The sequence below is a fragment of the Micromonospora costi genome (genome assembly GCF_003626655.1).
Classification (GTDB): Bacteria; Actinomycetota; Actinomycetes; order Mycobacteriales; family Micromonosporaceae; genus Micromonospora; species Micromonospora costi.
The window spans coordinates 48,812-71,038 of record NZ_RBAN01000009.1 but is presented as its reverse complement, the minus strand read 5'-3'; the positions used below and the strand labels follow the sequence as shown (position 1 = coordinate 71,038).

Here is a 22,227-nt window from a genome sequence, read left to right as displayed (position 1 = left end):
GAAGAAAGAGACTCGCCGCGACGGTGGCCACGGTCGTCGTGGCCCAGCTGGCGCTCTTCGGCGCGGAGGCGGCGGCGGACGCCACGCAGCTGTGGGAGGTGGAGGTCGCGAAGATCCCCACCGCGGAGTACACGCGGGACGCGAAGCTCTCCGTCACCGAGGCCACGCAGGCGTTGCGCCCGTACGTGGGCGACGGGCTCGGTGACAGCCGGATCGACCCGGTGCTGGCGGACGTCGACAGCCGCTACTTCGACGGCGCGCGGCTCAACAGCGCCGCGAACGGCGAGATCGCGTTCGACAACCTGCAACACCTGGAGTCGTTCCTGAAGAGCCGGCTGACCGGCGCCAGCCCGCCCAACGGCGAGGCCGAGCAGGCGCACGTCCGGGCCCTGGTGGACACGCTCACCGGCGTCCGGCTGCTCGCCGACGCGGCGATCCAGGACGCCGAGGCGACCATCGGTCCGTTCCGGGCCAGCCCTCCACCCGCGCCCGCCCCGGAGGGGCTGACCGAGGCGTTCGCGGACCTGGAGGCGGCGAAGGTCGACTTCGCCAAGGCCGACGACATGCTGTACAAGGCCAACCCGGAGCCGGCGACCATCCAGGCCGGCAACGCGTGGGCCAACGGCTTCCACGTCCTGGCCCGGCTCGGCATCACGTACGAGGGTGACCACGACAACGACGGCGTCGTCGACGTCGTGGAGCTGCGGCTCGGCGCGAGCCCGCTGCTGGTCGACTCCGACGGCGACGGCCTGACCGACAAGTTCGAGATCACCGAACTCGTCGGCTGGACGATGCCCAACGCGGTCGACACCGACCGGGACGCGATCGCGGACGGCGCCGAGGACGTCGACAACGACGGGCTCACCAACCTCCAGGAGCAGGACCTCGGCACCTCGCCCACCAACCCGGACACCGACGGCGACGGGGTGAACGACGGCACCGAGGTGGCCCGGGGCAGCAACCCGCTCGTGGCCGACCAGCCCCGTGCGCCGCCGGTCTCCGGTGACCTGCCGCCGATCGTCCCCGCGCCGGATCTCACGGACACCGACGGCGACGGGCTGACGGACATCGCCGAGGACGAGATTCTCACGGACGTCACCAACGTCGACAGCGACGGCGACGGCCTGTCCGACGGCACCGAGGTCGACGAGTGGGGCATCAACGCCCTCTCCCAGGACACCGACGGCGACGGCCTGCGCGACGACTACGAGGTGGCGCACGCCGCGGACCAGGAGCTGGACCCGGGCCGCCCGGACGAGCAGACCAGCAAGTGGACGTACGTCACCGACTTCGCCCTCGGCCTGGTGGCGGGCGAGTTCGCGATGCGGGACTCGATGGCGTGGCTCGCGGGCAACCTCTGCTCCGGGGCGCTGAGCTTCATCCCGGTGGTCGGCTGGATCGCCGGTGCGATCACCGACATCCGGGACGCCGTGGCGTCGGCGATCCGCGGCGACTGGGTCAGCGCGGGCTTCAGCGTCCTGGGTCTGATCCCGTACGCGGGTGACGCCGTCGCGATCCCGGCCAAGGCCGCCAAGTTCGCGCTGCGGTACCTGCACCGGATGGACGCCGTGGTCCGGCTCGTGGCGCGCTACGACAAGCTCCCCGACACGGTCAAGGACCTGGCTCTCGAGCTGATCCTCACCGGGACCTACGAGTATCTGCAGAGCGGCGACCAGACGCTCGGCTTCGGGACGCTGGCCGCGGGTTCGCGGTTCAGCGACGCCGACATCCGCCAGCTGTCCCGCGGGGACCGCACGAAGTGGAAGTCGATCGAGGAGGCCATGAAGCTTCCCAACCACAAGCCGGGCGTGCCCGTGCCGGCCCAGTGGAACTTCAAGGCCGGTGAGGCGTACCTGAAGACGATCCTCGGCGGCAACTGCCGCGAGCAGCACCTCGTGCCGACGACGGGCTACCCGAGCCCGAGGTCGAAGCACCGCAAGGCCGACTGCGCCGAGGTCGACCCGACCGACGGGTCGATGACGCTGCACGAGGTCAAGGTCGGCGTGCCGACCTGGACGGAGAGCCTGATCGACGAGTGCCTGAAGGACGCCTGGATCGTCACGCCCGAGGGCAAGGCCGTCCACAAGCAGGACGTCAAAAAAGTACACTGGCACTTCTTCGCGAGTGCCTCCTTCAACAGCATCGGGATCCACCCGCCGCTGCTGGAGTGCCTGAAGAACAACAACATCGATTTCACGATCCACGCACCAAGCGGAGCGTAATGCGGTGAGCCTGGACATGGGCGTCGTCCCGTCCGGGGCCGAGCTGAGCAGGGCGACGGTGGTCGCCCTGCTCAGCAGGCTGCTGGGCGACGACCGCGATCTGCACGAGGGTGTCGCCGCCGGGGAGTTCGCCGAGCTGGTCTGGGAGGGCGAGCGGATCGGGACGCAGTGGTTCGTCCATCCCGGCGCGACGGGCGTCAGCGAACTGGTCGTCTCGATCTTCGACGCTTTCCCCCTGCGGCCCGCCGCGGAGTACCGCGCCGAGGTGGCCCGGGTCGTCGAGGTGCTGCGGGAGCTGGCGCAGGCGACCGGTGGCCGGTTCCTCGTCGAGGAGGGCGACGTCACGGACGCCCCGCTCGGCGAGGTGCTCGACCTGGTCTCGCCGGACGCGGCCGCCACCACGCCCGCCGGCATGGTCCTGAGCACCACCACCGAGTCCCCGGAGGACTTCCTGCGCCGCTACCTGGCCGCCGGGGCCGAGCGGTTCGCCCTGCTGCGGGAGCGGACGGCCCGGGCCGGCGAGCCACCGCGGCTCGACCTCTCCCGCGACAGCCTGGTCCCGCTGTGGGCGTTCGCCATCGACCACCTGGCGCCGCGGGCCGTCGACGCGCCGCTGGAGAAGGTGATCCTCGACGGCGGGGACGTGTTCCAGCGCCCGAAGGATGCCGTCCTGCCCATGTGGTACGGCCGCAGCGCGTTCCTCGCCCCGTACGTCTGGTCCGACGGGTCCCTCGCGCTGGTCGACGCGATCTCGTTCTACGCCGTGGAGTGCGTGCGTCACGCCGTGCCGGGGCTGACCTGGCAGGTCGGGCACGAGGAACCCCGCGGCTACATGCACGAGGGCCAGCCGGTGCTGGCGGGGCGTGGCCCGGACCTCCAGCCGGTCACCTCGATGATGCCGCTCCTGGGGAGGGTCTACTACCTGCGCCGACCCGACCCCACGAACCCTCGGACGCCACCCGCCCCGGAGGACCTGCGGGACTGGTTCGACGCCGCGGTGGCGGAGCGCCGGCCCACCGGCGGGTGATCGTCGCCGCGGCGGGCCGGGATAGGCTCCCCGCCGTGGCAGGTCTGTTGAGGAGCGTGGCGGCCCGCATCGGCGGCGCCGTCGTCCCCCGTCCCCGTCGTTCCGGGCCCGCGCCGGCCCAGGTGGCCCGCCGGCGCCAGGTTGCCGCGCTGCAGCGCCGCGAGCTGACGTACGCCCCCGAACTCGACGGGCAGGCCGACCCGGGCGAGATCGTGTGGACCTGGGTGCCGTACGAGGACGACCCGCGCCAGGGCAAGGACCGCCCGGTGCTGGTGGTGGGCCGCCACAGCCGCACCCTGTACGGGCTCATGCTCTCCAGCCAGAGCGACCGGGACGGTCAGCGGCACTGGCTGGCGCTCGGGCCGGGCGCCTGGGACCGGGACAACCGGCCGAGTTGGATCCGGCTGGACCGCGTGCTGACCATGCGGGAGGACAGCATCCGCCGCGAGGGCGCCATCCTGGACCGCACCCGTTTCGACCGGGTGGGCCGGGCGTTGCGCGCCGGCTACGGCTGGCGCTGACGCCGCCCGTCAGGCCGGTTCACGGCTGGGCCCGACCGCGGCGGACCGCGCGTCCGGCGGCGGGTACGGCTGCTCGGCCAGCAGCCGCGCCAGGTGGGCGCTGTTGAGCGCCAGGGCCGTCGTCGTACGACCGGTCGTGTCCGGCTTCGGCCGGACGTCGATGTAGTCGACCTTGTGCAGCGCCTCGCCGACCCAGTAGGTGGCGCCGGCCGCGGGGCAGGTGAAGCCGACCTCGTTGAGCGCCTGCTGCACCTGGCCGATGGTGTGGTGGGCGCCGTCCTCGTTGCCGACGACCGCCACCCCGGCCACCTTGCCGTAGGTGAGCAGGCGGCCCTCGGCGTCGGTCTCGGAGAGTTCCGCGTCGAGGCGTTCCAGCACCATCTTCGTCACCGCAGAGGGCTGGCCGAGCCAGATCGGCGTGGCGATGACGAGGATCTGCGCGGCCATCAGCTTCGCCCGGATGGCCGGCCACCCGTCGCCGTCGCCCTCGTCGGTGGAGACGCCGAACCGCACGTCGTGGTCGACGACCCGGATCAGCTCACCCTCGACGCCCTGGTCGCCCAGGGCGTCGAGCACCTCGCGCCCGAGCACCTCCGCGCTCGACGGCGCCGGTGACCGCTTGAGGGTGCAGTTCAGGACCACCGCCCGGATCTTCGCCACGTTCGTTCCCCTCCTGCCGGTGCCGCCCGTTCTGACCGGTTACCCACCCGGCGGGTCGGAACACCTCGCGCGCCGGCACCCGATCGGTGGGCCGTCCGTCGGCCGGCCGCGCCGTACGCCTCGCGGCGACCGTTACCCACGGGGGACGCCTGCCCGCCCGACCGGAAGGAGAGCAACGATGAGCGAGCCCAGCGACATGGTGGTCGACCTGCCGTCGGACCACGAGATCACCCTGACCCGGACCTTCGCCGCACCACGCGACCTGGTGTTCGCCGCGCACACCGAGGCGGAGCACCTGAAGCGCTGGTGGGGGCGGGGCAACCCGCTGGACGTCGAGATCGACGCCCGGGCGGGCGGGCGCTACCGCTTCGTGGAGCACACCGGTGACGGCGACGCGTACGGCTTCCGGGGCGAGTTCCGCGAGGTCGTGGCGCCGGAGCGCATCGTGCAGACGTTCGAGTTCGAAGGCCTGCCGGGGCATGTGGCGGTGGAGACGCTCGTCTTCACCGAGCGGGCCGGCCGCACGGTGGTCACCGGCACCACCCGTTTCGACACGAAGCAGGAGCGCGACGGCATGCTCGACTCCGGCATGACCCAGGGGGCCGCCGAGTCGTACGCCGCGCTGGAACGGCACCTGGCCACCCTGGTCTGAGCGCTGCGCCCGCGCGGCCACCGACGACGCAGCGGGTTCCGGCCGACCGGCCGGAACCCGCCACTCGTCTCTCCTCCTTTCTCGCTGTGACCCGTGGTCAGGTCCGGGTGCTCGCCCGGACCTGCCGCGTCGAGGCGGGGACCGGCGCACGTCGGGCGCGCACGGTCGCCGCGGGGATGGCCGGTCGCCAGCCGACCAGCCGGGGGCGGCGGCGGGCACTGACGTCCTCGATCCAGCCGAACGCCAGCACGACGAGGACGATCAGCACGAGTGCCACCGCCAGGTACCCGACCTGCCCGACCCGCCAGGCGTCGAGCCGGTCGCCGAGCCCGAAGCAGACCGCGATGGCCGCGTTGTGCCAGAGGTAGATGGTCAGGGCGCGGCTGCTGAGCCAGGTGACCAGCCGGTCCAACGGCCGGATCCGGGCCAGCCAGGCCATCGGAGGGCGCGCCCGGAGCAGCAGGAGCACGAAACCCAGCGAGTAGAACGCCTGCGCCAGCGGGACGTCGTTGAGGTCGTACCCACCCTCCGGGTGCGTCACCGTCCAGCCGACGCCGACGCCGAGGCACACCGCGGCGGCGGCCACGAGGGCCGCGAGGGGGATCCGGCGCAGCGCGCCGTCGCGGTGGGCGAAACCGGCCAGCCAGCAGGCGCCGAAGGTGGCCAGGTCGGTGACGACCGACCCGACCGGACCCCCGAGCGTCGGGTACGCCGTCTGCAGCAGCACGACGCCGGCGAGCGGGAGGAGCACGGTCGGCAGCGGCCAGCGGCGGTAGAGCGTGAGCAGCGTGGGGGAGAGCAGGACGAACCAGAGGTACGCGACGAGGTACCACAGCACACCGGTGACGTCCGCCGCCCAGGCGTTCCCCGGCGGCTGCGCGACCGGGAACAGCCACGTGAGGAGTTCGGGCCACGCGGGCCGGTCGGCCCAGCCGTGCCAGATCATCACGGGTATGAGCACCGCGCCCAGCGCCCACAGCGCCGGCAGCAGCCGCCGGAGCCGGCCGTACACCGCCTGACCCGGCGCGCGGTCCAGCGACCGGGCCATGAGCGAGCCGCCGAGCGCGAACATGACCCCCATGGCGGGGAAGGCGAAGCTCAACCAGGCCACGGTGAACATGTGGTACGTGATCACCCGAGCGAGCGCGAGCCCGCGCAGGGTGTCGAACCAGCGGTCCCGGCCGTCGCCCGCCGCACCCCCGGCCGTCATCGCGTCCCCGCCGGCCGGGACGTGGTGGTCGGCCGGGTCACCGGCGCGTTTCAACTTGCGCCACCGCAGCCGGGTGCCGGTCAGCGCGGTCACCGTCGACCGCAGCAGGACCAGGTACATCAGTTGCCGGTACGCGAACTGCTGCAACGGCAGCGCCAGCAGCGGGAGGAGGCGTTCCCGGTCGAGCCGGAAGGCCACGACCGCGGTGACCGCCTGCACGGCCAGCATCAGCAGCCACGCCTTCGCCGTGTCGCTCGTGCCGAGGAAGAACAGCCCGTAGAGGGCCATCACGTCCAGGACGGGCCCGAGCAGCGGCAGCACCACCCCGAACAGCGCGAGCATCGGCAGGCCCACGCGGCCGAACCGGCCGGACGCGCCGCGTTCCCGCACCGCGCGGCGGTGCTTCCACATCGCCTGCATCGTGCCGTAGCTCCAGCGGTAGCGTTGGCGCCAGAGCTGGGTGAGCGAGGCGGGCGCCTCCGTCCAGGCGCGGGCCCGCTTCTCGTACACCACCCGCCAGCCCGCGCGGAGCACGGCCATGGTGATGTCGGTGTCCTCGGCGAGGGTGTCGTCGCTCATCCCACCCGCGGCGACCAGGACGCGGCGGCGGAACGCGCCGATCGCGCCGGGCACGGTCGGCATGCAGCCGAGCGTCTCGTACAGCCGACGGTCCAGGTTGAAGCCGATGACGTACTCGATGTGCTGCCACCACCCGAGCGGGCCGCGCCGGTTCGCGACCTTCACGTTGCCGGCGACCGCGCCCACCGTCGGGTCCGCGAAGGGCTGCACCAGTCGGCGTACGGAGTCGCGCTCGAACACGGTGTCGCCGTCGACCATCACGATGATCTCGTGGCTGGCGTGGGCGATGCCGGTGTTGAGCGCGCTGGACTTGCCGCCGTTGGGTTTGCGGATCACCCGCACGTTGCGCAGCCCGAGCCCCTCGACCAGATCGGCCGTGCCGTCGGTGGAACCGTCGTCGACGACGATCACCTCGATGCCGCGGTGGTCCCCGTTGGCCAGTGACCGGACGCTGTCGACGATTCCGGCCTGTTCGTTGTACGCCGGCACGATGATCGACACCGGTTCGGTGACCGGCGGACCCCAGTACCCGCGCCGGCGTCGCCAGGCCAGTCGGGGCGCGAGGACGAGGAGGAGCAGCGTACGGGCGAGCATCAGCAGGCCCACCAGCACGAACACCACGCGGAGCGCGGCGAGGAACAGGTCGGCGATCCGTACCGCCACGACGACCCCGCCCGCCCGCCACCGCTCGAGTTCGGAGATCGGCTGGTTGCCGGGGATCGGCGGGAACGACTCGTCGTCGCCCTCGAACCGGCCCTGGTCGACGGCGTCGCTCACCGTCGTGAACGTGTAGCCGCGGGCGATCATCGCGGGGATGAACCGGTCGAGGGCGGCGACGGTCTGTGCCCGGTCCCCGCCGGCGTCGTGCATCAGCACGACCGCTCCCTGGCCGGGTGGCGGGGTCATGTTCCGCACGATCGCGTCCACCCCGGGGCGGGCCCAGTCCTGGCTGTCGGTGTCGTTCACCACGGTCAGGTAGCCGAGGTGACCCGCCTCCCGGATCGCCGCCCAGGCGTCGTCGTCGACCGCGTCGGCCGTGGACGAGTAGGGGAAACGCAGCAGTTTCGTCCGGACGCCGGCGGCGTTCATGATCGCCCGCTGGGTCTGGGTGTACTCCAGTCGCCGTCGCCAGGCCGGTAGCAGGGTGGCGTCCGGGTGGCTGAAGGTGTGTACGCCCAGCTCGTGTCCCTCGGCCGCGATCCGTTCGGTGAGGTCGGGGTGGCGTGCCACCTGACTGCCGATCACGAAGAAGGTCGCCTGGGCCCGGTGGCGGCGCAGCACGTCGAGGACCTGCGGCGTCCACACCGGATCGGGACCGTCGTCGAAGGTGAGGGCGATGGTGCGCGGCGGGACCCGGTGGGACGTGGGCCGCTCGCCGGTCGTGTCGATGAGCGGTCCGCCCGACCTGATTCCGGCCGGCACCCGGCCCTGGTCGCCCGTCTCCCGCACGTGGTCGGGGGTGAACTCGGAGTTCGCGTACGCCTCGACCAGCAGCACGCTGAGCAGGACGGTCAGCAGGGTCCCGTACACCACCCAGCTCGTCCGCAGCGGGAGCCGGAGCCGGCGGCGGGCCCGGGGCCGGTCGGACGCCGGACGCGTCGTCGTCCGGGTCATTGGGCCAGCAACCGCTCGACGAGCCCGGGACCGGCCGGGACCGTGGGCGGCGGCGTCCCGGGGGACGGGCTCGGCAGCGGGCCGGACGGCGACGGCGGAGCTGGTGGGGTCGGTGACGCGGTCGTGGGGGTGGGCGAGGCCGGTGATCCGTGGGGCGGCCGGGGGGTCGCCGTGCCGGTGCCGCCGGGGAGGGCCGTGGGCGTCCGGTTCGGCGTGGAGGCGGCGGCCGGTGCCGTGTCGGGTGCGGCCGGGACCGGCTCCTCGATGTCGTTCGCTGTTGACGTGACGGGGGGAACCAGCAGCCCGACCCGTTCGGGCGGTGGGGGCGGTTGGTCGGCGGTCTGGACACCGCTCTCGTCGTCGACGAGCGGCGTGTCGGAGACCACCGGTCCACTGAGCACCGCGATCCCGACGATCGGCAGGTAGACGAGGGCGCCGGCCGCGAGGGCGACGCCGCAGCGACGCATCAGGCGGCGGCGTCGTCCGGTGGCGTCGACGAAGACGGGGACGGGTGCTCGGGTCGGTGAGGCGGGAGCATCGCCGGCGACGGGAGCGTCACCACCAGGAACGTGAACGGCCACCCGGACGAGGCTAGGAGGGACATAAACCCTTTATGTCCACTTTGTCGTAGCCACATCTCGGGACGAATTTCGTCATCCGAACAACCGGATGAACAGCGGCGTACGGGCATGAACGCGGCGACAACTCCCATTCATGTCGCGAAGTGTCGAAGAAGGGTCAATCTTCCGCACACCCCCGGTCCCGGCGATCATGCAGTTGTGGTGCCTGTCGTGCGGAGATATACCCCGTTCATCCCCCACCACGACTGCATGATCGACGAGGCTAGGGGCGGTCGCGTCGCCCTCATGCGGGGTGGCCGGCCGTCGCTTCCGTCGCGTGGGTCCACGGGTCCGGGTGGCCGTCGTCGATCGCGCAGACCGACCGGGTCGACGAGCCGGCGCCCAGGCTCTTCGCCCGGTACATGGCCGCGTCCGCCCGGTGCAGCGCCTCGGTCAGCTGGGCCGGGCCGGTGACCGGCGCGATGCCCACCGAGGCCGTGACGCTGAGGCTGAGGCCGCCGAGCCGGATCGGCGCCGCGAGCATCTCGCACAGCCGCCGGGTGGCGTGGTCGATCCAGCGGCGGTCCACAGTGGGGCTGACCAGCAGGCCGGCGAACTCGTCGCCGCCGAGGCGGGCCACCAGGTTGTCCCCGGCGAAGGCGGCGAGGCGCTCGGCGACGCTGATCAGCACCTGGTCGCCCGCCGCGTGCCCGTACCGGTCGTTGACCTGCTTGAAGTCGTCCAGGTCGAGCACCACGGCGATCAGGGGCCGCCCGGCGGCGTCGGTGAGCAGCGCCGCGGCCAGGCGGTGGAAGGCGCGCCGGTTGGGCAGGCCCGTCAGGGGGTCGTGGCTCGCCGCGTGCCGCTCCGCGGCGAGTTCGGCCTGGAGGTGTTCGATCTCGGCCTCGGCCCGGAGCGCGCGGCGGCGCAGCTGCCACGAGGAGAGCACCGCCCCGGCGGCGCAGATGCCGGACGCGATACTCACCGGATCCGGCACGAGCCCTCCCGTCACGCCACCGCCCGGGCCCCGTCGCCGCCGACGCGCCCGTGCCGGCTCTCGTTCTCCCTGGTCACGACCCAGGTCAGGTAACTCACTGTGAACGGATGGGTACCGTACACGTGGGTTATCATGCTCGCCGTCCGATGCAGATGCAAGAGCAGATGCACGTGCAGCAGCGTCCGATGTCGACCGCCCCTCCGCGCCGCCACCGCTCCTCCCCACGGCATCGGCCGGCACCCTGAACAGGAAGACCCTCATGCAGCAGCCGAGAAACGGCGTCCCCGCCAGCCAGCTTCCCCCGCTGAACTGGCAGAAGAGTCGTCGGAGCAACCCGAGCGGCAACTGCGTCGAGCTGGCCGAGCTGCCCGGCGGAGCGGGCATCGCCGTACGCAACTCCCGGCACCCCGACGGGCCGGCGCTGATCTACACGGTCGACGAGATCGCCGCCTTCGTGCTCGGTGCCCGCGACGGCGACTTCGACCACCTGATCGCCTGAGCCGCCGTCCGGCGGGCCACGGCTCGCCGCGCGGAGGAGTGCTCCCACCACCGGTCCGTGGCATGCTTACTCGTCGGCCGGGCCGGTGTCCGGCGTGGTACGCGGAGGTCGGCACGTGACGATGGTTCCCGCCGACGGCGGCCCGACAACCGGGCCGACCGTGCTGCGCATGCTGCTCGGCGCCCAGCTCCGGCGACTGCGCGAGTCCAGCGGAGTCACCCGGGAGGGCGCCGGGTGGGAGATCCGCGCCTCCGAGTCGAAGATCAGCCGAATGGAGCTGGGCCGGGTCGGGTTCAAGGAACGCGACGTGGCCGATCTGCTCACGCTCTACGGCGTGACCGACGCCGAGGAGCGCGAGGTGCTCCTCACGCTCGCCCGGGACGCGAACAGCCCCGGCTGGTGGCACCGGTACGGCGACGTGCTGCCCAGCTGGTTCCAGTCCTACCTGGGGCTGGAGGCCGCGGCGGCGCTGATCCGCACCTACGAGGTGCAGTTCGTTCCCGGGCTGCTGCAGACGCCCGCGTACGCCCGGGCGGTCGTGCTGCTCGGGCACGGCGCCGCCGCGCCCGACGAGATCGACCGTCGGGTCGCGCTGCGCATGCGGCGCCAGGAGTTGCTGCGCCGGGCGGACCCGCCGCAGTTGTGGGCCGTGGTGGACGAGGCGGCGTTGCGCCGCCCCATCGGCGGCCCGGACGTCATGCGCGACCAGCTGACGGCGCTCATCGAGGCGACACGCTCGCCGAACATCCGGCTGCAGATCATCCCGTTCGCCGCGGGCGGGCACGCGGCGGCCGGCGGCGCGTTCACCATCCTGCGCTTCGGCGACCAGGACCTGCCCGACATCGTCTACATCGAACAGTTGACCAGCGCCATCTACCTGGACAAGCGGGACGACCTCGACCACTACGCGCTGGCCATGGAACGGCTCTGCATCGAGGCGGAGCCGCCCGAGCGGACTCCGGAACTCCTCGGCCGGCTGCGCGACCAACTCTAGGCGGCCGGACCGGTTCCGGCGCTCTTTCGTGTTGACGCGTGTCGACGCGTCCCGCTAGTCTCTGAATCGATACAGTTCTGAATCGATACAGAGGGGGATCGGTGAAGCCCACCCTCCAGGCCGTGGCCGACGCGGTCGGCGTCTCGCGCAGCACCGTGTCCAACGCGTACGCCCGCCCCGACCAGCTCTCGGCCGCCCTGCGGCAGCGGATCCTCGACACGGCCAAGGCGATCGGCTACCCCGGCCCCAACCCGACGGCCCGGTCACTGCGCCGCGGCTTCGTGGGCGCCATCGGCGTGCTGTTCACCTCGCAGCTGTCGTACGCCTTCACCGACCCCTTCGCGGTCCGCTTCCTCGCCGGCGTCAGCGCGGCGGCCGAGCGGCACGGCACGAGCCTGCTGCTCGTGCCCCTGTCCGAGTCCTCCGCCGACGCCCGCACGGCCGTGGAGAACGCGGCGGTCGACGGTTTCTGCGTCTACTGCGTCGGCGACGAGACGTGGGCCCTGGACGCCATCCGCGACCGCGGACTGCCGTTCGTCACCACGGCCTCCCGCCTGGGCGCCGCCGGCCGCGACATCCGGTACGTCGGCATCGACGAGCGGGCCGCCGCGAGGGGGATCGCCGCGCACGTCGCGGCGCTCGGCCACCGGCGCGTCGCCCTGCTCGGCGACACCGTGCTACCCGACGCCCCGTCCGGTCCGCTGCGGCTGCCCACCGTCGACGTCGTGCCACGCCCCACCACCCACGACCGGCTCGCGGGCTTCGCCGACGCGTTCGCCGAGGTCGGCGTGGCCTGGCCGGACCTGACAGTGCTCACCGCGCGCGGCAACAGCCGCCCGGCCGCCGCCGCGGCGGTCGCCGGCCTGCTCGACCGGCCCGACCCGCCGACCGCCGTACTGGCCTGCTCCGACGTGCTCGCCCTCGGTGCTCTCGACGCCCTGGCGGGGCCGCAGCACGCCGGGCATCCGCCGATCTCGGTCACCGGCTTCGACGACATCGCCGAGGCCGCCGCGGCGGGCCTCACCACCGTGCGCCAACCGGCCGAGGAGAGGGGGCGCCTCGCCGCCGAACTGCTGCTCGACCCACCCGCCGACCCCGATGCCGGCCACATTCTGCTGCCCACCGAACTCGTCGTCCGGACCTCCACCGGACCCGTCCCGAGGAGTTGACCATGGAAAGCGCCACCGGCTTCGTCACCGCGATCGACGCCGTCACCCGGCACGTCAACTCGGCCCGGCCCGACGCGCCGGTGCGCGCCGAGCACCCCCGACCGGCTCGGCTCGCGCCCACGCGGCTGGCCGCGGCCGGCGCCCTGCGCCGCCTCGCCGACCGCATCCAGCCCCGGCCCGTCCCGTCCGCGCCCCGCTGCTCCTGATCGGTCCACCCCGGGCGGCCGGCGCCGCATCCGGCCCGCGCCGCCCCGCGTTCCCGTCCGGCCCCCGGCGCCCCGCCTTCCCGTCCGGCCCGCAGCGCCCTGCGTGCCCCGGACGGCTGACGCGGTAACCGGCCATCCGGGCACGGACGGGCCGGCCGGCGCCGCAAACGGGCGCGGCGGGTGGTGGGTGACCACGCGAGGCAGGCACACTGGACTCCCATGTCGCCGTTCGCATCCACCCTCCGGCTGCACGACCGGTACGTCCTGCACGAGCGCATCGGCCTCGGCGGGATGTCCGAGGTGTGGCGTGCCGAGGACGAGGTGCTCGGCCGCCCCGTCGCGGTCAAGGCGCTCGCCGCGCAGCTCGCCACCGACCCGCAGCTGCGGGCCACCATCCAGCGCGAGGCCCGCGCCGCCGCCCGGCTGACCCACCCACACATCACCCAGGTGTACGACTACGGCGAGGCGACGCTCGCCGGTGGCGAGGTCGTGCCGTACCTCGTCATGGAGCTGGTCGACGGCCACAACCTCGCCGACCGGCTGGCCGGCGGCCCGCTCCCGTGGCGCGAGGCCGTCCGGGTGGCCGGGCAGGTCGCCAGCGCGCTCGCGGCCGCCCACCGCATCGGCGTGGTGCACCGCGACATCAAGCCGGGCAACGTCATGCTCACCGAGACCGGCGCCAAGGTGCTGGACTTCGGTATCGCCGCGCTCGCCGGCCCGCACCACCCGCTGGCCGGGCAGACCGGCGAGCCGCTCATGGGCACGCCCGCGTACTTCGCCCCGGAACGGTTGTCCGCGGGGCCACCCGACCCGGCCAGCGACGTGTACGCCCTCGGCGCGCTGCTCTACCGCACGCTCGCCGGGCGGGCGCCGCTGCCCGTGCAGAGCTGGGAGGACGCCCTCGAGGTCCACGAGCGGCGTACGCCGGTGCCGCCACTGCGGATCGCCGGCCTGCCCGCCGACATCGCCGACCTCACGCTCGCCTGCCTGGCCGCCGACCCCGCCCGCCGGCCCACCGCCGCCCAGCTCGCCACCCGGTTCGGCGCCGTCGGGCCGGCCGACCCGCCCACCACCGTCGTGCCGCCCCGGCCGGCCGGGCGTGCGGCCGTCGCACCGCCGCAGCCGCCCACCCTCGTCGACCGCGCGCCGGTCACCCCGCGGCCGGCCGTCGTGCCCCGCCGCCCGCGCCGGCGGTCCCGTGGCCCGATCGCCGCGCTGGTGGCCGCCGGTCTGGTGCTCCTCGTCGGTCTCGGTGTGATGCTGAACCTCGGCGACCAGGGCGGGGGCACGCCGTCGGTGGCCGGCCCGACGACGGGGACGTGGACCCCGCCGCCCTCGACCGCGGCGCCCGACACCCCGCCCCCGACCAGCGCGGCACCGTCACCGACCACCGCGGAGCCCGGCCCGATCAGTCTGCAGCAGCTCGCCACCCAGTTCGTCGCGATCCTCGCGCAGGCCCAGGCGCAGGACGAGATCGACCGGCGCACCGTCGAGGACCTGCGGAACGACCTCACCGACCTGTTCCGGGGCAAGCCGAAGGACCGGGACAAGCGGGTCGAGGACCTGCGCGAGCGCATCGCCGAGGCCGTCGAGCGGGACCGCCTCTCGTCGGACGTCGGCGAGCGACTCGACGACCTCCTGGACCGTCTGGACGTCTCCTCAAGCCGCAACAACGGCTGACCCCGTTGCCCCGCCCCGGCCCGCCCCGCCCCCGGCTGCGTCGATCATGCAGTTGTGGTGCCCCGCAAAGGCCGTGGACGCGGACAGAACGGCCACCACGACTGCATGATCGGCGACGGGGTGGGGTTTTCCGCACCCCGCGCGCTGCGGTCTCGCCGTCGGACCGGGAGGACGGCCTCATGGTCGCCTCCCAGGTTCGGTTCGTAGCGTGGGGCCCATGATTCGTACCGCTCACGTCCTCCTCGCCATGGGTAACCTCCCCACGGGAAGCCTCGCGGCGGACGCCGAACCGCCGCAGGGCGGAGTGGTCGGCTACGTCACCGACCTGGTCGAGAGACTGGGTGGGCCGGGAGCCGGCCTCGCCGTGGCGCTGGAGAACCTCTTCCCGCCGATCCCGAGCGAGGTGATCCTGCCGTTGGCCGGGTTCGTCGCCGGTCAGGGGCGGATGAGCGTGGTCGGCGCGATCTTCTGGACCACCCTCGGTTCCCTCCTGGGGGCCCTGGCCCTCTACGGCATCGGCGCGACGCTGGGCCGCGACCGGATGCGGGCCGTCGTGTCCCGGCTGCCGCTGGTGAAGCTCAGCGACGTGGACCGGACCGAGGCGTGGTTCGTCCGGCACGGCGTCAAGGCCGTCTTCTTCGGGCGGATGATTCCGATCTTCCGGAGCCTGATCTCCATACCGGCCGGCGTGGAGCGCATGCCACTCGGCATCTTCGCCCTCTACACCACGCTCGGCAGCCTGATCTGGAACACCACGTTCGTACTCGCCGGCTACCTGCTCGGCGACAACTGGCACCTCGTCGAGGGGTACGTCGGCACGTTGCAGAACGTCGTCATCGTCGTCTGCGTGGCGGCCGTCGGCTGGTTCGTGATCTCCCGCCTGCGCCGGGCCCGCCGGGCCGCCGGGGGAGCGGAGCAGCCCACCGGACCCGGCGAGACCGGCACGATGGTCGGGCCGGACCCGAGCGGGCGGGGCACCCTCTACCGGAGTGGTGGCTGGGGCGACGACCACGGCGGGGCGCGTTGACCCTGCCCACCGGACGCGTCGTCCTCGGCGTCGCCCTCGGGGTCCTCACCGCCCTCGCCGACCTGGTCTTCCTGCTCGTCGCCGCCGTCGCCGGCGCCGGGGCCGCGCTCGTGCCGCCGGCCCGGCGCCGGCTTGGCGCCGCCGTCAGGGGGTACGCCGCGACGCTCGTCCGGCTCGAACGCCGCCGGCTCGCCCGGCTGCTGGGCGCCGGCGACGAACTGCCGCCGGGGCGTACGACCGGGGGGCGCGAGGTCGGCTACCTGGCGGCCCGGCTACTGCCCGGCCTGCTCGGGGCACTGGCGTTCGGGGTGCTGGCGATCGGCGTGGTGCTCGCCTGGATCCTGCTGTCCGCCGCGCTGCGCGGTGACGTGACCGTGACGGACTTCCTGCTCCAGGTGCTCATCGGCGCGATCCTGCTGCTGCTCAACGTGCAGGCCATCGCCAGCGTGGGCGCCCTGGACCTCCGGCTCGCCCGGTCACTGCTCGGCCGGGGCACCCGCGCGGCGCTGGAGGCGCGCGTCCGGGAACTGGCCACCACACGGGCCGGGGTCATCGCCGCCGTGGACGCCGAGCGCCAGCGGATCGAGCGCGACCTGCACGACGGGCTGCAACAGCGGCTGGTCGCACTCGGCATGCTCCTCGGGCGGGCCCGGCGCAGCCGGGACACCGAGCGGACGTACGCCCTCATCACCCAGGCCCACGAAGACGTCCAGCGGGCGGTCGAGGAACTCCGGGAGGTGGCCTTCCGGGTCTACCCGTCCGCGCTGGAGGACAGCGAACTCGGAGAGGTGCTCGGCATGGTGGCGCAGCGTTCCGCCGTGCCGGTGCGGATCCGGTGCGACCTGCCGACCCGCCCCGACCGGCAGACCGAGACGGTGCTCTACTTCGTGGCCTGCGAGGCGCTCACCAACGCCGCGAAACACGCCGCCGCTACCCTCGTCACCATCGAGATCGAGGCGGGGGAGGGGCAGGTCCGGATGCGGGTGCGCGACGACGGCGCCGGCGGCGCCGACCTCTCCGGGCGGGGCCTGTCCGGTCTGGCTCGCCGTGTCGCCGCGCTCGACGGTCGGCTCCACGTGGACAGCCCGGTCGGCGGACCCACGACCGTGACGGCGGAGCTGCCGTGCGGATAACGCTCGCCGAAGACTCGACGCTGCTGCGGGAAGGGCTGGTCCGGCTGCTCGCCGACGAGGGCCACCAGGTTGTGGCCGCCGTCGGCACCGCCGACGACCTCGTCGAGGCCGTCGACCGGGAGCCACCCGACGTTGTCGTCACCGACGTACGGATGCCGCCCACCCACACCGACGACGGTCTGCGCGCGGCGCTCGAGATCCGCCGCCGCCGGCCCGACGTCGGCGTCCTCGTGCTGTCCCAGTACGTCGAGAAGAGGTACGCGAGCCGACTGCTCGCCGACCGGCCGGAAGGCGTCGGCTACCTGCTCAAGGACCGGGTCGCGCAGGTCGACGACTTCCTCGACGCGCTGGACCGGGTGGCCGCCGGGTCCACCGCCCTCGACCCGGAGGTGGTCCGCCAGGTGGTCGCGGGCTCCGACCGTACGGACCCACTCACCCGGCTCACGCCGCGCGAACGGGACGTCCTGCACCACATGGCGCAGGGCCACACGAACGCGGCGATCGCCGAGCGGCTGCACGTGTCGCTCAGCGCCGTGGAGAAGCACGTCAACGCCATCTTCGACAAGCTCGACCTGTCGTATGCGGTGGGCTACAGCCGCCGGGTGCTCGCGATCCTCCGCTACCTGGGCACCTGAGACGTACGAGGTCACGCCCTCGCGCGCTTGATCGACTCCGTTTCGCCGATACGCCCGGGTCGAGGCGGCTGGGACACCGCCATATCGGCGATCTGGTGGGGATCATGCCTTTCATGGCCGGCCCCCGGCCTCCCTGCGCGCTTCGGCTCGTCTGCGCGCGCCGGCATGTATGCGCGCCGGCCTGCATGCGCCCCGCCGCTGTGGGCGCCCCGGCTCGCCGGCTCGCCCGGGGGTTCGCTGGGGGCCGGCCGGCTGCGTGAGGGCCATGATCGACACGGGTTGCGTGTATGTCGCGGTGTCCGGATGCGGTGGACACCGCGACTTCCAGGATGTCGAGTCGATCACCGGTTCCGTGCGGCGGGTTTGGGGCGTGTGCCCGGTTAGCGCGCCGACGGCGAGGCATCTCCGGCCGTGAGGCGATGCCTCAGAGGCATATGTATGCCTCTGAGGCATCACGCTCGTGAGGAGATCGGCGGCCGCGCGCGTGCGACCTGGGCGCGGCGGGCGGGCCGATTGCCGGTCGGTGGCTCGTGGCGGGCTGGGTGGTGTGGGTGGTTTGTGGGTGTGACCGGTGGCATCCCGGGGCCGGAATCGTCGGCGGGTCGGGGGCGTTGACTATGCCCGACGGCTGAGGAACCACCCCGCCAGGACGCCGGGCCGAGCACATGGCCCCGGGAATGATGGCGGGCCGCCGGTCGTTAGACACGGACCCGGCCGCATGAGGGCCTGCGGAATGATCGCGGAGCCCCGGTCGTTAAACGTGGACCCGGCCGGAGTGCATGGCCCCGGGAATGATGGTGGGCCGCCGGTCGTTGCAGACGGACCCGGCGCGGTGGAGCACCCGCCCACCCGTTGCGCCGGAACCCCCGGGCGCAGGCCAACCCCCCTATGGCCGCCCCGGAACCCCCAAGACCTTTCCCCCCTTTTCGTTTGGGCGCCTGTTGGTGCTCGCACCCGCTCGCCGTCCCCCGACGGCGTGGCGGGTGTCTCACCCCCGAGGAGCTTTCGATGAACACCATGCTGCGTAAGAGCGTGCTCGGTATCGCTGGTCTGGCGTTCGCCGGTGGTGTCGCCTCCGGCCCCATCGCCGCCCACGCCGCCACCCCCACCCACGACCTGAAGCCCGTTGCCGTCGTGCAGTCGGACAAGCCGACCGTGGACAAGGCCAAGCTCATCCCCCACGGCACGCAGGGCAACCAGTCGCACATCACCCTGAACGACGAGCAGACCGCGAACGTCAAGGCGATCATCGCGGCGACGAAGAAGTCGGGCCTGGACGAGCGGGCCGCGGTCATCTCGATCGCCACGAGCCTGCAGGAGTCGAAGCTGGAGAACCTGGGTCACCTGGGTGACGCCAACGACCACGACTCGCTGGGCCTGTTCCAGCAGCGCCCGAGCTCGGGCTGGGGCACCCCGGAGCAGATCACCGACCCGATCTACTCGACCATGGCGTTCCAGAAGGGCCTCAAGCAGGTCGACGGCTGGCAGAACATGCCGCTGACCGACGCCGCGCAGACGGTGCAGGTGTCGGCCTACCCCGACGCGTACGCGCAGTGGGAGCAGCAGGCCGCCGACCTGGTCGCCCAGCACTGGAACAGCTGACAACCACACACATGAACAACACGCTGGCCGGCACCCCACACACGGGGTGCCGGCCAGCGGCGTATCCGGGCCCGGCTTGAGGTGGGAACAAGGCGGTACGCGGGTACGTTGTGTGGGGTGTCGGTGTGTCCAGTGTCCCCGGGCCTCACCTATAACTGCCGTCGCGGAATACCGTTCGGCTGGAGCCGCGTCGCGCCACTCGCCGAGAGGCGACCTGCACACCGACACCCCAGCGCCGCCCCCGGCCACCCGGCCGGGGGCGGCGCTGTTTGTGTGGAAGCCGGAGCGGCCGGACAGACAAGGGGCCGGACAGACAAGGGCCCGCACCGGCAGAATGCCGGGATGAGCGCGGAGTCGTCCTGGGCGGAGCAGCCTGGTGTGGTCGTCCTTCCGAGCGGCGCGACGGTACGGGGTCGACGGATCGCTGATGCGTCGTCTCCGGCCGACTTCGCACTGTTGCTGGCGCCCGGCCCGGAGCCAACCTGGCCGCACCGGCGGATCCGGTGGCCGGACTTCTGGGTCCCCGTGGACCGCGACGACGCGCTGGACGCCCTCCGCGAGGCCCTGCAACGGGCGCGGGCCGGCGAGCGGGTCGAGGTGGCGTGCCGTGGCGGGCAGGGCCGGACCGGGACGGCGCTGGCCGCTCTCGCCGTGCTCGACGGGATGCCCGCCGAGCGGGCGGTCAGCTGGGTGCGCTCCAGCTACCGGCCGCGCGCCGTGGAGACGCCCTGGCAGCGGTGGTGGCTGCGGCGCCTGCCGGTCTGACCCGCCTCACCCGATCGGCAGGGCAGCGCCAGCCGGCCCGCGAGACGTCACCCGCCCGCGGGACCGGCCCGGCTGCCGGCGGTGGTCAGCCGCCGACGTACTCGCGCAGGTGCCGCGCGGTGAGGGTGTCGCCGCGCGCGACCAGCTCGGACGGCGTACCGGTGAAGACGACCTGACCGCCGTCGTGCCCGGCGCCGGGCCCGAGGTCGATCAGCCAGTCGGCGTGTGCCATCACCGCCTGGTGGTGCTCGATGACGATCACCGTGTTGCCGGAGTCGACGAGGCGGTCGAGCAGCGCGAGCAGTTGGTCGACGTCGGCGAGGTGCAGGCCGGTGGTCGGCTCGTCCAGGACGTACGTGCTGGTCTTATCGGCCATGTGGATGGCGAGCTTGAGCCGCTGCCGTTCCCCGCCGGAGAGTGTGGTGAGCGGCTGGCCGAGGCTCAGGTAGCCCAGCCCGACGTCGGACAGCCGGCCGAGGATCACGTGGGCGGGCCCGCCGGGGAAGAACTCGTACGCCTCGGTGACCGACATGGCGAGCACCTCGCTGATGTTCTTCCCGCGCAGCGTGTAGCGCAGCACCTCCGGGGTGAAGCGCCGCCCCTCGCACTTTTCGCAGACGGTGGCCACGCCGGCCATCATGGCCAGGTCGGTGTAGATCAGGCCGATCCCCTTGCAGGCCGGGCAGGCGCCCTCGGAGTTGGCGCTGAACAGGGCCGGCTTCACCCCGTTGGCCTTCGCGAAGGCCGCCCGGATCGGGTCGAGCAGCCCGCTGTAGGTGGCCGGGTTGCTGCGCCGCGAGCCGCGGATGGCGGACTGGTCCACGATCACCACCCCGTCGCGCCGGCGCAGGGAGCTGTGGATCAGTGAGCTCTTGCCCGAGCCGGCGACGCCGGTGACCACGGTCAGCACGCCGAGCGGGATGTCGACGCTCACGTCGCGCAGGTTGTGCAGGTCGGCGTTGCGGATGGGCAGGTGGCCGGCCGGTGTGCGTACCGCGGAGCGGAGGGCGACCCGGTGGTCGAGGTGCCGGCCGGTGAGGGTGCCGGAGCGGCGCAGGCCGGGGACGTCTCCCGTGTAGCAGACACGCCCGCCGGCCGCCCCGGCGCCCGGCCCGAGGTCGACCACGTGGTCGGCGATGGCGATGGTCTCCGGCTTGTGCTCGACCACCAGCACCGTGTTGCCCTTGTCGCGCAGGCGCAGCAGCAGGCCGTTCATCCGGGCGATGTCGTGCGGATGCAGGCCGACCGTGGGTTCGTCGAAGACGTACGTGATGTCGGAGAGGCTGGAGCCGAGGTGCCGGACCATCTTCACCCGCTGCGCCTCACCGCCGGAGAGCGAAGCGCTCTCGCGGTCGAGGCTGAGGTAGCCGAGGCCGATCTCGACGAGTGAGTCGAGCAGGTCGCGCAGGTTGCCGATCAGTGGCGCCACCGAGGGGTCCTCGATGCCGCGGACGAACGCGGCGAGGTCACTGATCTGCATGGCGGAGCACTCGGCGATCGTCCGGCCGTCGATCCGCGAGGAGAGGGCGGCCTCGTTGAGGCGGGTGCCGCCGCAGGCCGCGCAGGTGGTGAACGTGACGGCCCGGTCGACGAACGCTCGGATGTGCGGCTGCATCGACTCCCGGTCCTTGGCGAGGAACAGCCGCCGGACCTTCACCGCGAGGCCCTCGTACGTCCAGTTGTTGCTGCCCATCTTGATCTTCGTGGCCGGCTTGTGGAGGAAGTCCTCCCACTGCTGGGGTGTGTAGTCCTGCAGTTTGGCGGCCGGGTCGAACAGGCCGGACCCGACGATGGTCTGCCAGTACCAGGAGTCGACGGCGAAGTTGGGCACCTTGATGGCGCCGTCGTTGAGGGAGCGTTCGACGTCGACCAGCTCGTGCACGTCGAGGTCGGACACCCTGCCCAGCCCTTCGCACGTCGGGCACATGCCCTCGGCGAGGTTGAAGCTGAATGCTCCCGCACCGCCCACGTACGGGGTGCCGAGCCGGCTGAACACGATCCGCAGCATGGCGTACGCGTCGGTGGCGGTGCCCACGGTGGAGCGGGAGTTGACGCCCATCCGCTCCTGGTCGACCACGATGGCGGCGCTCAGGTTGCGCAGCGAGTCCACGTCGGGCCGGTTGAGGCTCGGCATGAAGGACTGGAGGAACGCACTGTAGGTCTCGTTGATGAGGCGCTGCGACTCGGCGGCGATGGTGCCGAAGACCAGTGACGACTTCCCCGAGCCGGAGACACCGGTGAAGACGGTGAGCCGGCGCTTGGGGATGTCGACCGAGACGGAGGCGAGGTTGTTCTCCCGGGCCCCCCGTACCTCGATCATGTCGTGACTGTCGGCGGCGGACCGTGCTGGCTGCGACATGCGAACCCTTCGCGAGATCGTGGGCAGGCGTACGCCCACCCTGGCACCGAGGTCTGACACCTTCAATTCTCCCATTCACGTCCCTATGGAGTGTTTCGCGAAAATGGAAGCGAGGC

19 protein-coding genes are annotated in these 22,227 nt (G+C 72.8%); 14 read left to right on the top strand and 5 right to left on the bottom strand.

The window, feature by feature from the left end:
* Window positions 1-23: 23 nt before the first annotated feature.
* The 3 genes from D7193_RS31095 to D7193_RS31085 are packed head-to-tail and all read left to right on the top strand — an operon-like array spanning window position 24 to window position 3,770.
* Entirely contained in the window at window positions 24-2,222 is a 2,199-nt protein-coding gene (locus D7193_RS31095; RefSeq protein ID WP_120783235.1) for a hypothetical protein, read from the top strand.
* Between the two features lie 4 nt (window positions 2,223-2,226).
* Window positions 2,227-3,249, top strand: a complete 1,023-nt coding sequence (locus D7193_RS31090; protein WP_120783234.1) for a hypothetical protein — start codon at window positions 2,227-2,229, stop codon at window positions 3,247-3,249.
* Between the two features lie 35 nt (window positions 3,250-3,284).
* Complete coding sequence (locus D7193_RS31085) at window positions 3,285-3,770, top strand: type II toxin-antitoxin system PemK/MazF family toxin (RefSeq protein ID WP_120783254.1); 486 nt, start codon at window positions 3,285-3,287, stop codon at window positions 3,768-3,770.
* A 9-nt stretch (window positions 3,771-3,779) separates the two neighbouring features.
* On the opposite strand, the gene D7193_RS31080 is transcribed toward D7193_RS31085, so the two are convergent.
* Window positions 3,780-4,430 carry a flavodoxin family protein gene (locus D7193_RS31080; protein ID WP_120783233.1) on the bottom strand — a complete coding sequence of 217 codons (651 nt, stop codon included), beginning with the start codon at window positions 4,428-4,430 and terminating at the stop codon, window positions 3,780-3,782.
* Window positions 4,431-4,608: 178 nt separating this feature from the next.
* Here D7193_RS31080 and D7193_RS31075 point away from each other — a divergent pair, with 178 nt between their 5' ends.
* Window positions 4,609-5,082: an SRPBCC family protein gene (locus D7193_RS31075; protein WP_120783232.1), complete on the top strand. Its 474-nt coding sequence runs from the start codon at window positions 4,609-4,611 to the stop codon at window positions 5,080-5,082.
* 97 nt (window positions 5,083-5,179) lie between these two features.
* Here the strand turns inward: D7193_RS31075 and D7193_RS31070 are convergent, their stop codons facing one another.
* From D7193_RS31070 to D7193_RS31060, 3 genes are all read right to left on the bottom strand, one after another.
* Window positions 5,180-8,485: a polysaccharide deacetylase family protein gene (locus D7193_RS31070; RefSeq protein WP_120783231.1), complete on the bottom strand. Its 3,306-nt coding sequence runs from the start codon at window positions 8,483-8,485 to the stop codon at window positions 5,180-5,182.
* A complete protein-coding gene (locus tag D7193_RS31065) occupies window positions 8,482-9,066 on the bottom strand; it encodes a hypothetical protein (RefSeq protein WP_147434483.1) in 585 nt (194 codons plus the stop codon). Before D7193_RS31065 ends, D7193_RS31070 begins: the two co-directional genes overlap by 4 nt.
* Before the next feature lie 283 nt (window positions 9,067-9,349).
* Complete coding sequence (locus D7193_RS31060; protein ID WP_120783229.1) at window positions 9,350-10,042, bottom strand: GGDEF domain-containing protein; 693 nt, start codon at window positions 10,040-10,042, stop codon at window positions 9,350-9,352.
* Window positions 10,043-10,301: 259 nt separating this feature from the next.
* On the opposite strand from D7193_RS31060, the gene D7193_RS31050 reads away from it, so the two are divergent.
* The 10 genes from D7193_RS31050 to D7193_RS31005 all read left to right on the top strand — a co-directional run bounded on the left by D7193_RS31050 (window position 10,302) and on the right by D7193_RS31005 (window position 19,752).
* The gene (locus D7193_RS31050) at window positions 10,302-10,541 is read left to right on the top strand and encodes a DUF397 domain-containing protein (RefSeq protein ID WP_120783227.1); all 240 of its coding nucleotides are present in this window, start codon (window positions 10,302-10,304) and stop codon (window positions 10,539-10,541) included.
* A 121-nt stretch (window positions 10,542-10,662) separates the two neighbouring features.
* A complete protein-coding gene (locus tag D7193_RS31045) occupies window positions 10,663-11,535 on the top strand; it encodes a helix-turn-helix domain-containing protein (protein ID WP_377456382.1) in 873 nt (290 codons plus the stop codon).
* 101 nt (window positions 11,536-11,636) lie between these two features.
* On the top strand, window positions 11,637-12,704 hold the full coding sequence (locus D7193_RS31040) for a LacI family DNA-binding transcriptional regulator (protein ID WP_120783225.1): 1,068 nt from the start codon (window positions 11,637-11,639) through the stop codon (window positions 12,702-12,704).
* Window positions 12,705-12,706: 2 nt separating this feature from the next.
* Window positions 12,707-12,910, top strand: a complete 204-nt coding sequence (locus tag D7193_RS31035; RefSeq protein WP_174242781.1) for a hypothetical protein — start codon at window positions 12,707-12,709, stop codon at window positions 12,908-12,910.
* A gap of 219 nt (window positions 12,911-13,129) precedes the next feature.
* The gene (locus D7193_RS34675) at window positions 13,130-14,590 is read left to right on the top strand and encodes a serine/threonine-protein kinase (protein ID WP_120783223.1); all 1,461 of its coding nucleotides are present in this window, start codon (window positions 13,130-13,132) and stop codon (window positions 14,588-14,590) included.
* Between the two features lie 217 nt (window positions 14,591-14,807).
* Window positions 14,808-15,617 (top strand): DedA family protein, encoded by an 810-nt coding sequence (locus tag D7193_RS31025; protein WP_120783222.1) that lies wholly within the window; start codon window positions 14,808-14,810, stop codon window positions 15,615-15,617.
* Window positions 15,614-16,750 carry a sensor histidine kinase gene (locus tag D7193_RS31020; RefSeq protein WP_120783221.1) on the top strand — a complete coding sequence of 379 codons (1,137 nt, stop codon included), beginning with the start codon at window positions 15,614-15,616 and terminating at the stop codon, window positions 16,748-16,750. Before D7193_RS31025 ends, D7193_RS31020 begins: the two co-directional genes overlap by 4 nt.
* On the top strand, window positions 16,741-17,385 hold the full coding sequence (locus D7193_RS31015) for a response regulator (protein ID WP_120783220.1): 645 nt from the start codon (window positions 16,741-16,743) through the stop codon (window positions 17,383-17,385). The genes D7193_RS31020 and D7193_RS31015 overlap by 10 nt, the downstream gene beginning before the upstream one ends.
* A 1,008-nt stretch (window positions 17,386-18,393) precedes the next feature.
* Entirely contained in the window at window positions 18,394-18,987 is a 594-nt protein-coding gene (locus tag D7193_RS31010; protein ID WP_120783219.1) for a hypothetical protein, read from the top strand.
* Window positions 18,988-19,329: 342 nt separating this feature from the next.
* Window positions 19,330-19,752 (top strand): protein-tyrosine phosphatase family protein, encoded by a 423-nt coding sequence (locus D7193_RS31005; protein WP_120783218.1) that lies wholly within the window; start codon window positions 19,330-19,332, stop codon window positions 19,750-19,752.
* 85 nt (window positions 19,753-19,837) lie between these two features.
* Here D7193_RS31005 and D7193_RS31000 read toward each other — a convergent pair whose 3' ends face one another.
* A complete protein-coding gene (locus tag D7193_RS31000; RefSeq protein ID WP_120783217.1) occupies window positions 19,838-22,111 on the bottom strand; it encodes an ATP-binding cassette domain-containing protein in 2,274 nt (757 codons plus the stop codon).
* Between the last annotated feature and the right edge of the window lie 116 nt (window positions 22,112-22,227).

Coding starts and splice junctions, on each gene's coding strand:
- D7193_RS31075 (WP_120783232.1), top strand. CDS start 4,609: ATGAGCGAGCCCAGCGACATGGTGGTCGACCTGCCGTCGGACCACGAG.
- D7193_RS31070 (WP_120783231.1), bottom strand. CDS start 8,485: ATGACCCGGACGACGACGCGTCCGGCGTCCGACCGGCCCCGGGCCCGC.
- D7193_RS31050 (WP_120783227.1), top strand. CDS start 10,302: ATGCAGCAGCCGAGAAACGGCGTCCCCGCCAGCCAGCTTCCCCCGCTG.
- D7193_RS31045 (WP_377456382.1), top strand. CDS start 10,663: ATGGTTCCCGCCGACGGCGGCCCGACAACCGGGCCGACCGTGCTGCGC.
- D7193_RS31035 (WP_174242781.1), top strand. CDS start 12,707: ATGGAAAGCGCCACCGGCTTCGTCACCGCGATCGACGCCGTCACCCGG.
- D7193_RS34675 (WP_120783223.1), top strand. CDS start 13,130: ATGTCGCCGTTCGCATCCACCCTCCGGCTGCACGACCGGTACGTCCTG.
- D7193_RS31025 (WP_120783222.1), top strand. CDS start 14,808: ATGATTCGTACCGCTCACGTCCTCCTCGCCATGGGTAACCTCCCCACG.
- D7193_RS31010 (WP_120783219.1), top strand. CDS start 18,394: ATGAACACCATGCTGCGTAAGAGCGTGCTCGGTATCGCTGGTCTGGCG.
- D7193_RS31005 (WP_120783218.1), top strand. CDS start 19,330: ATGAGCGCGGAGTCGTCCTGGGCGGAGCAGCCTGGTGTGGTCGTCCTT.
- D7193_RS31000 (WP_120783217.1), bottom strand. CDS start 22,111: ATGTCGCAGCCAGCACGGTCCGCCGCCGACAGTCACGACATGATCGAG.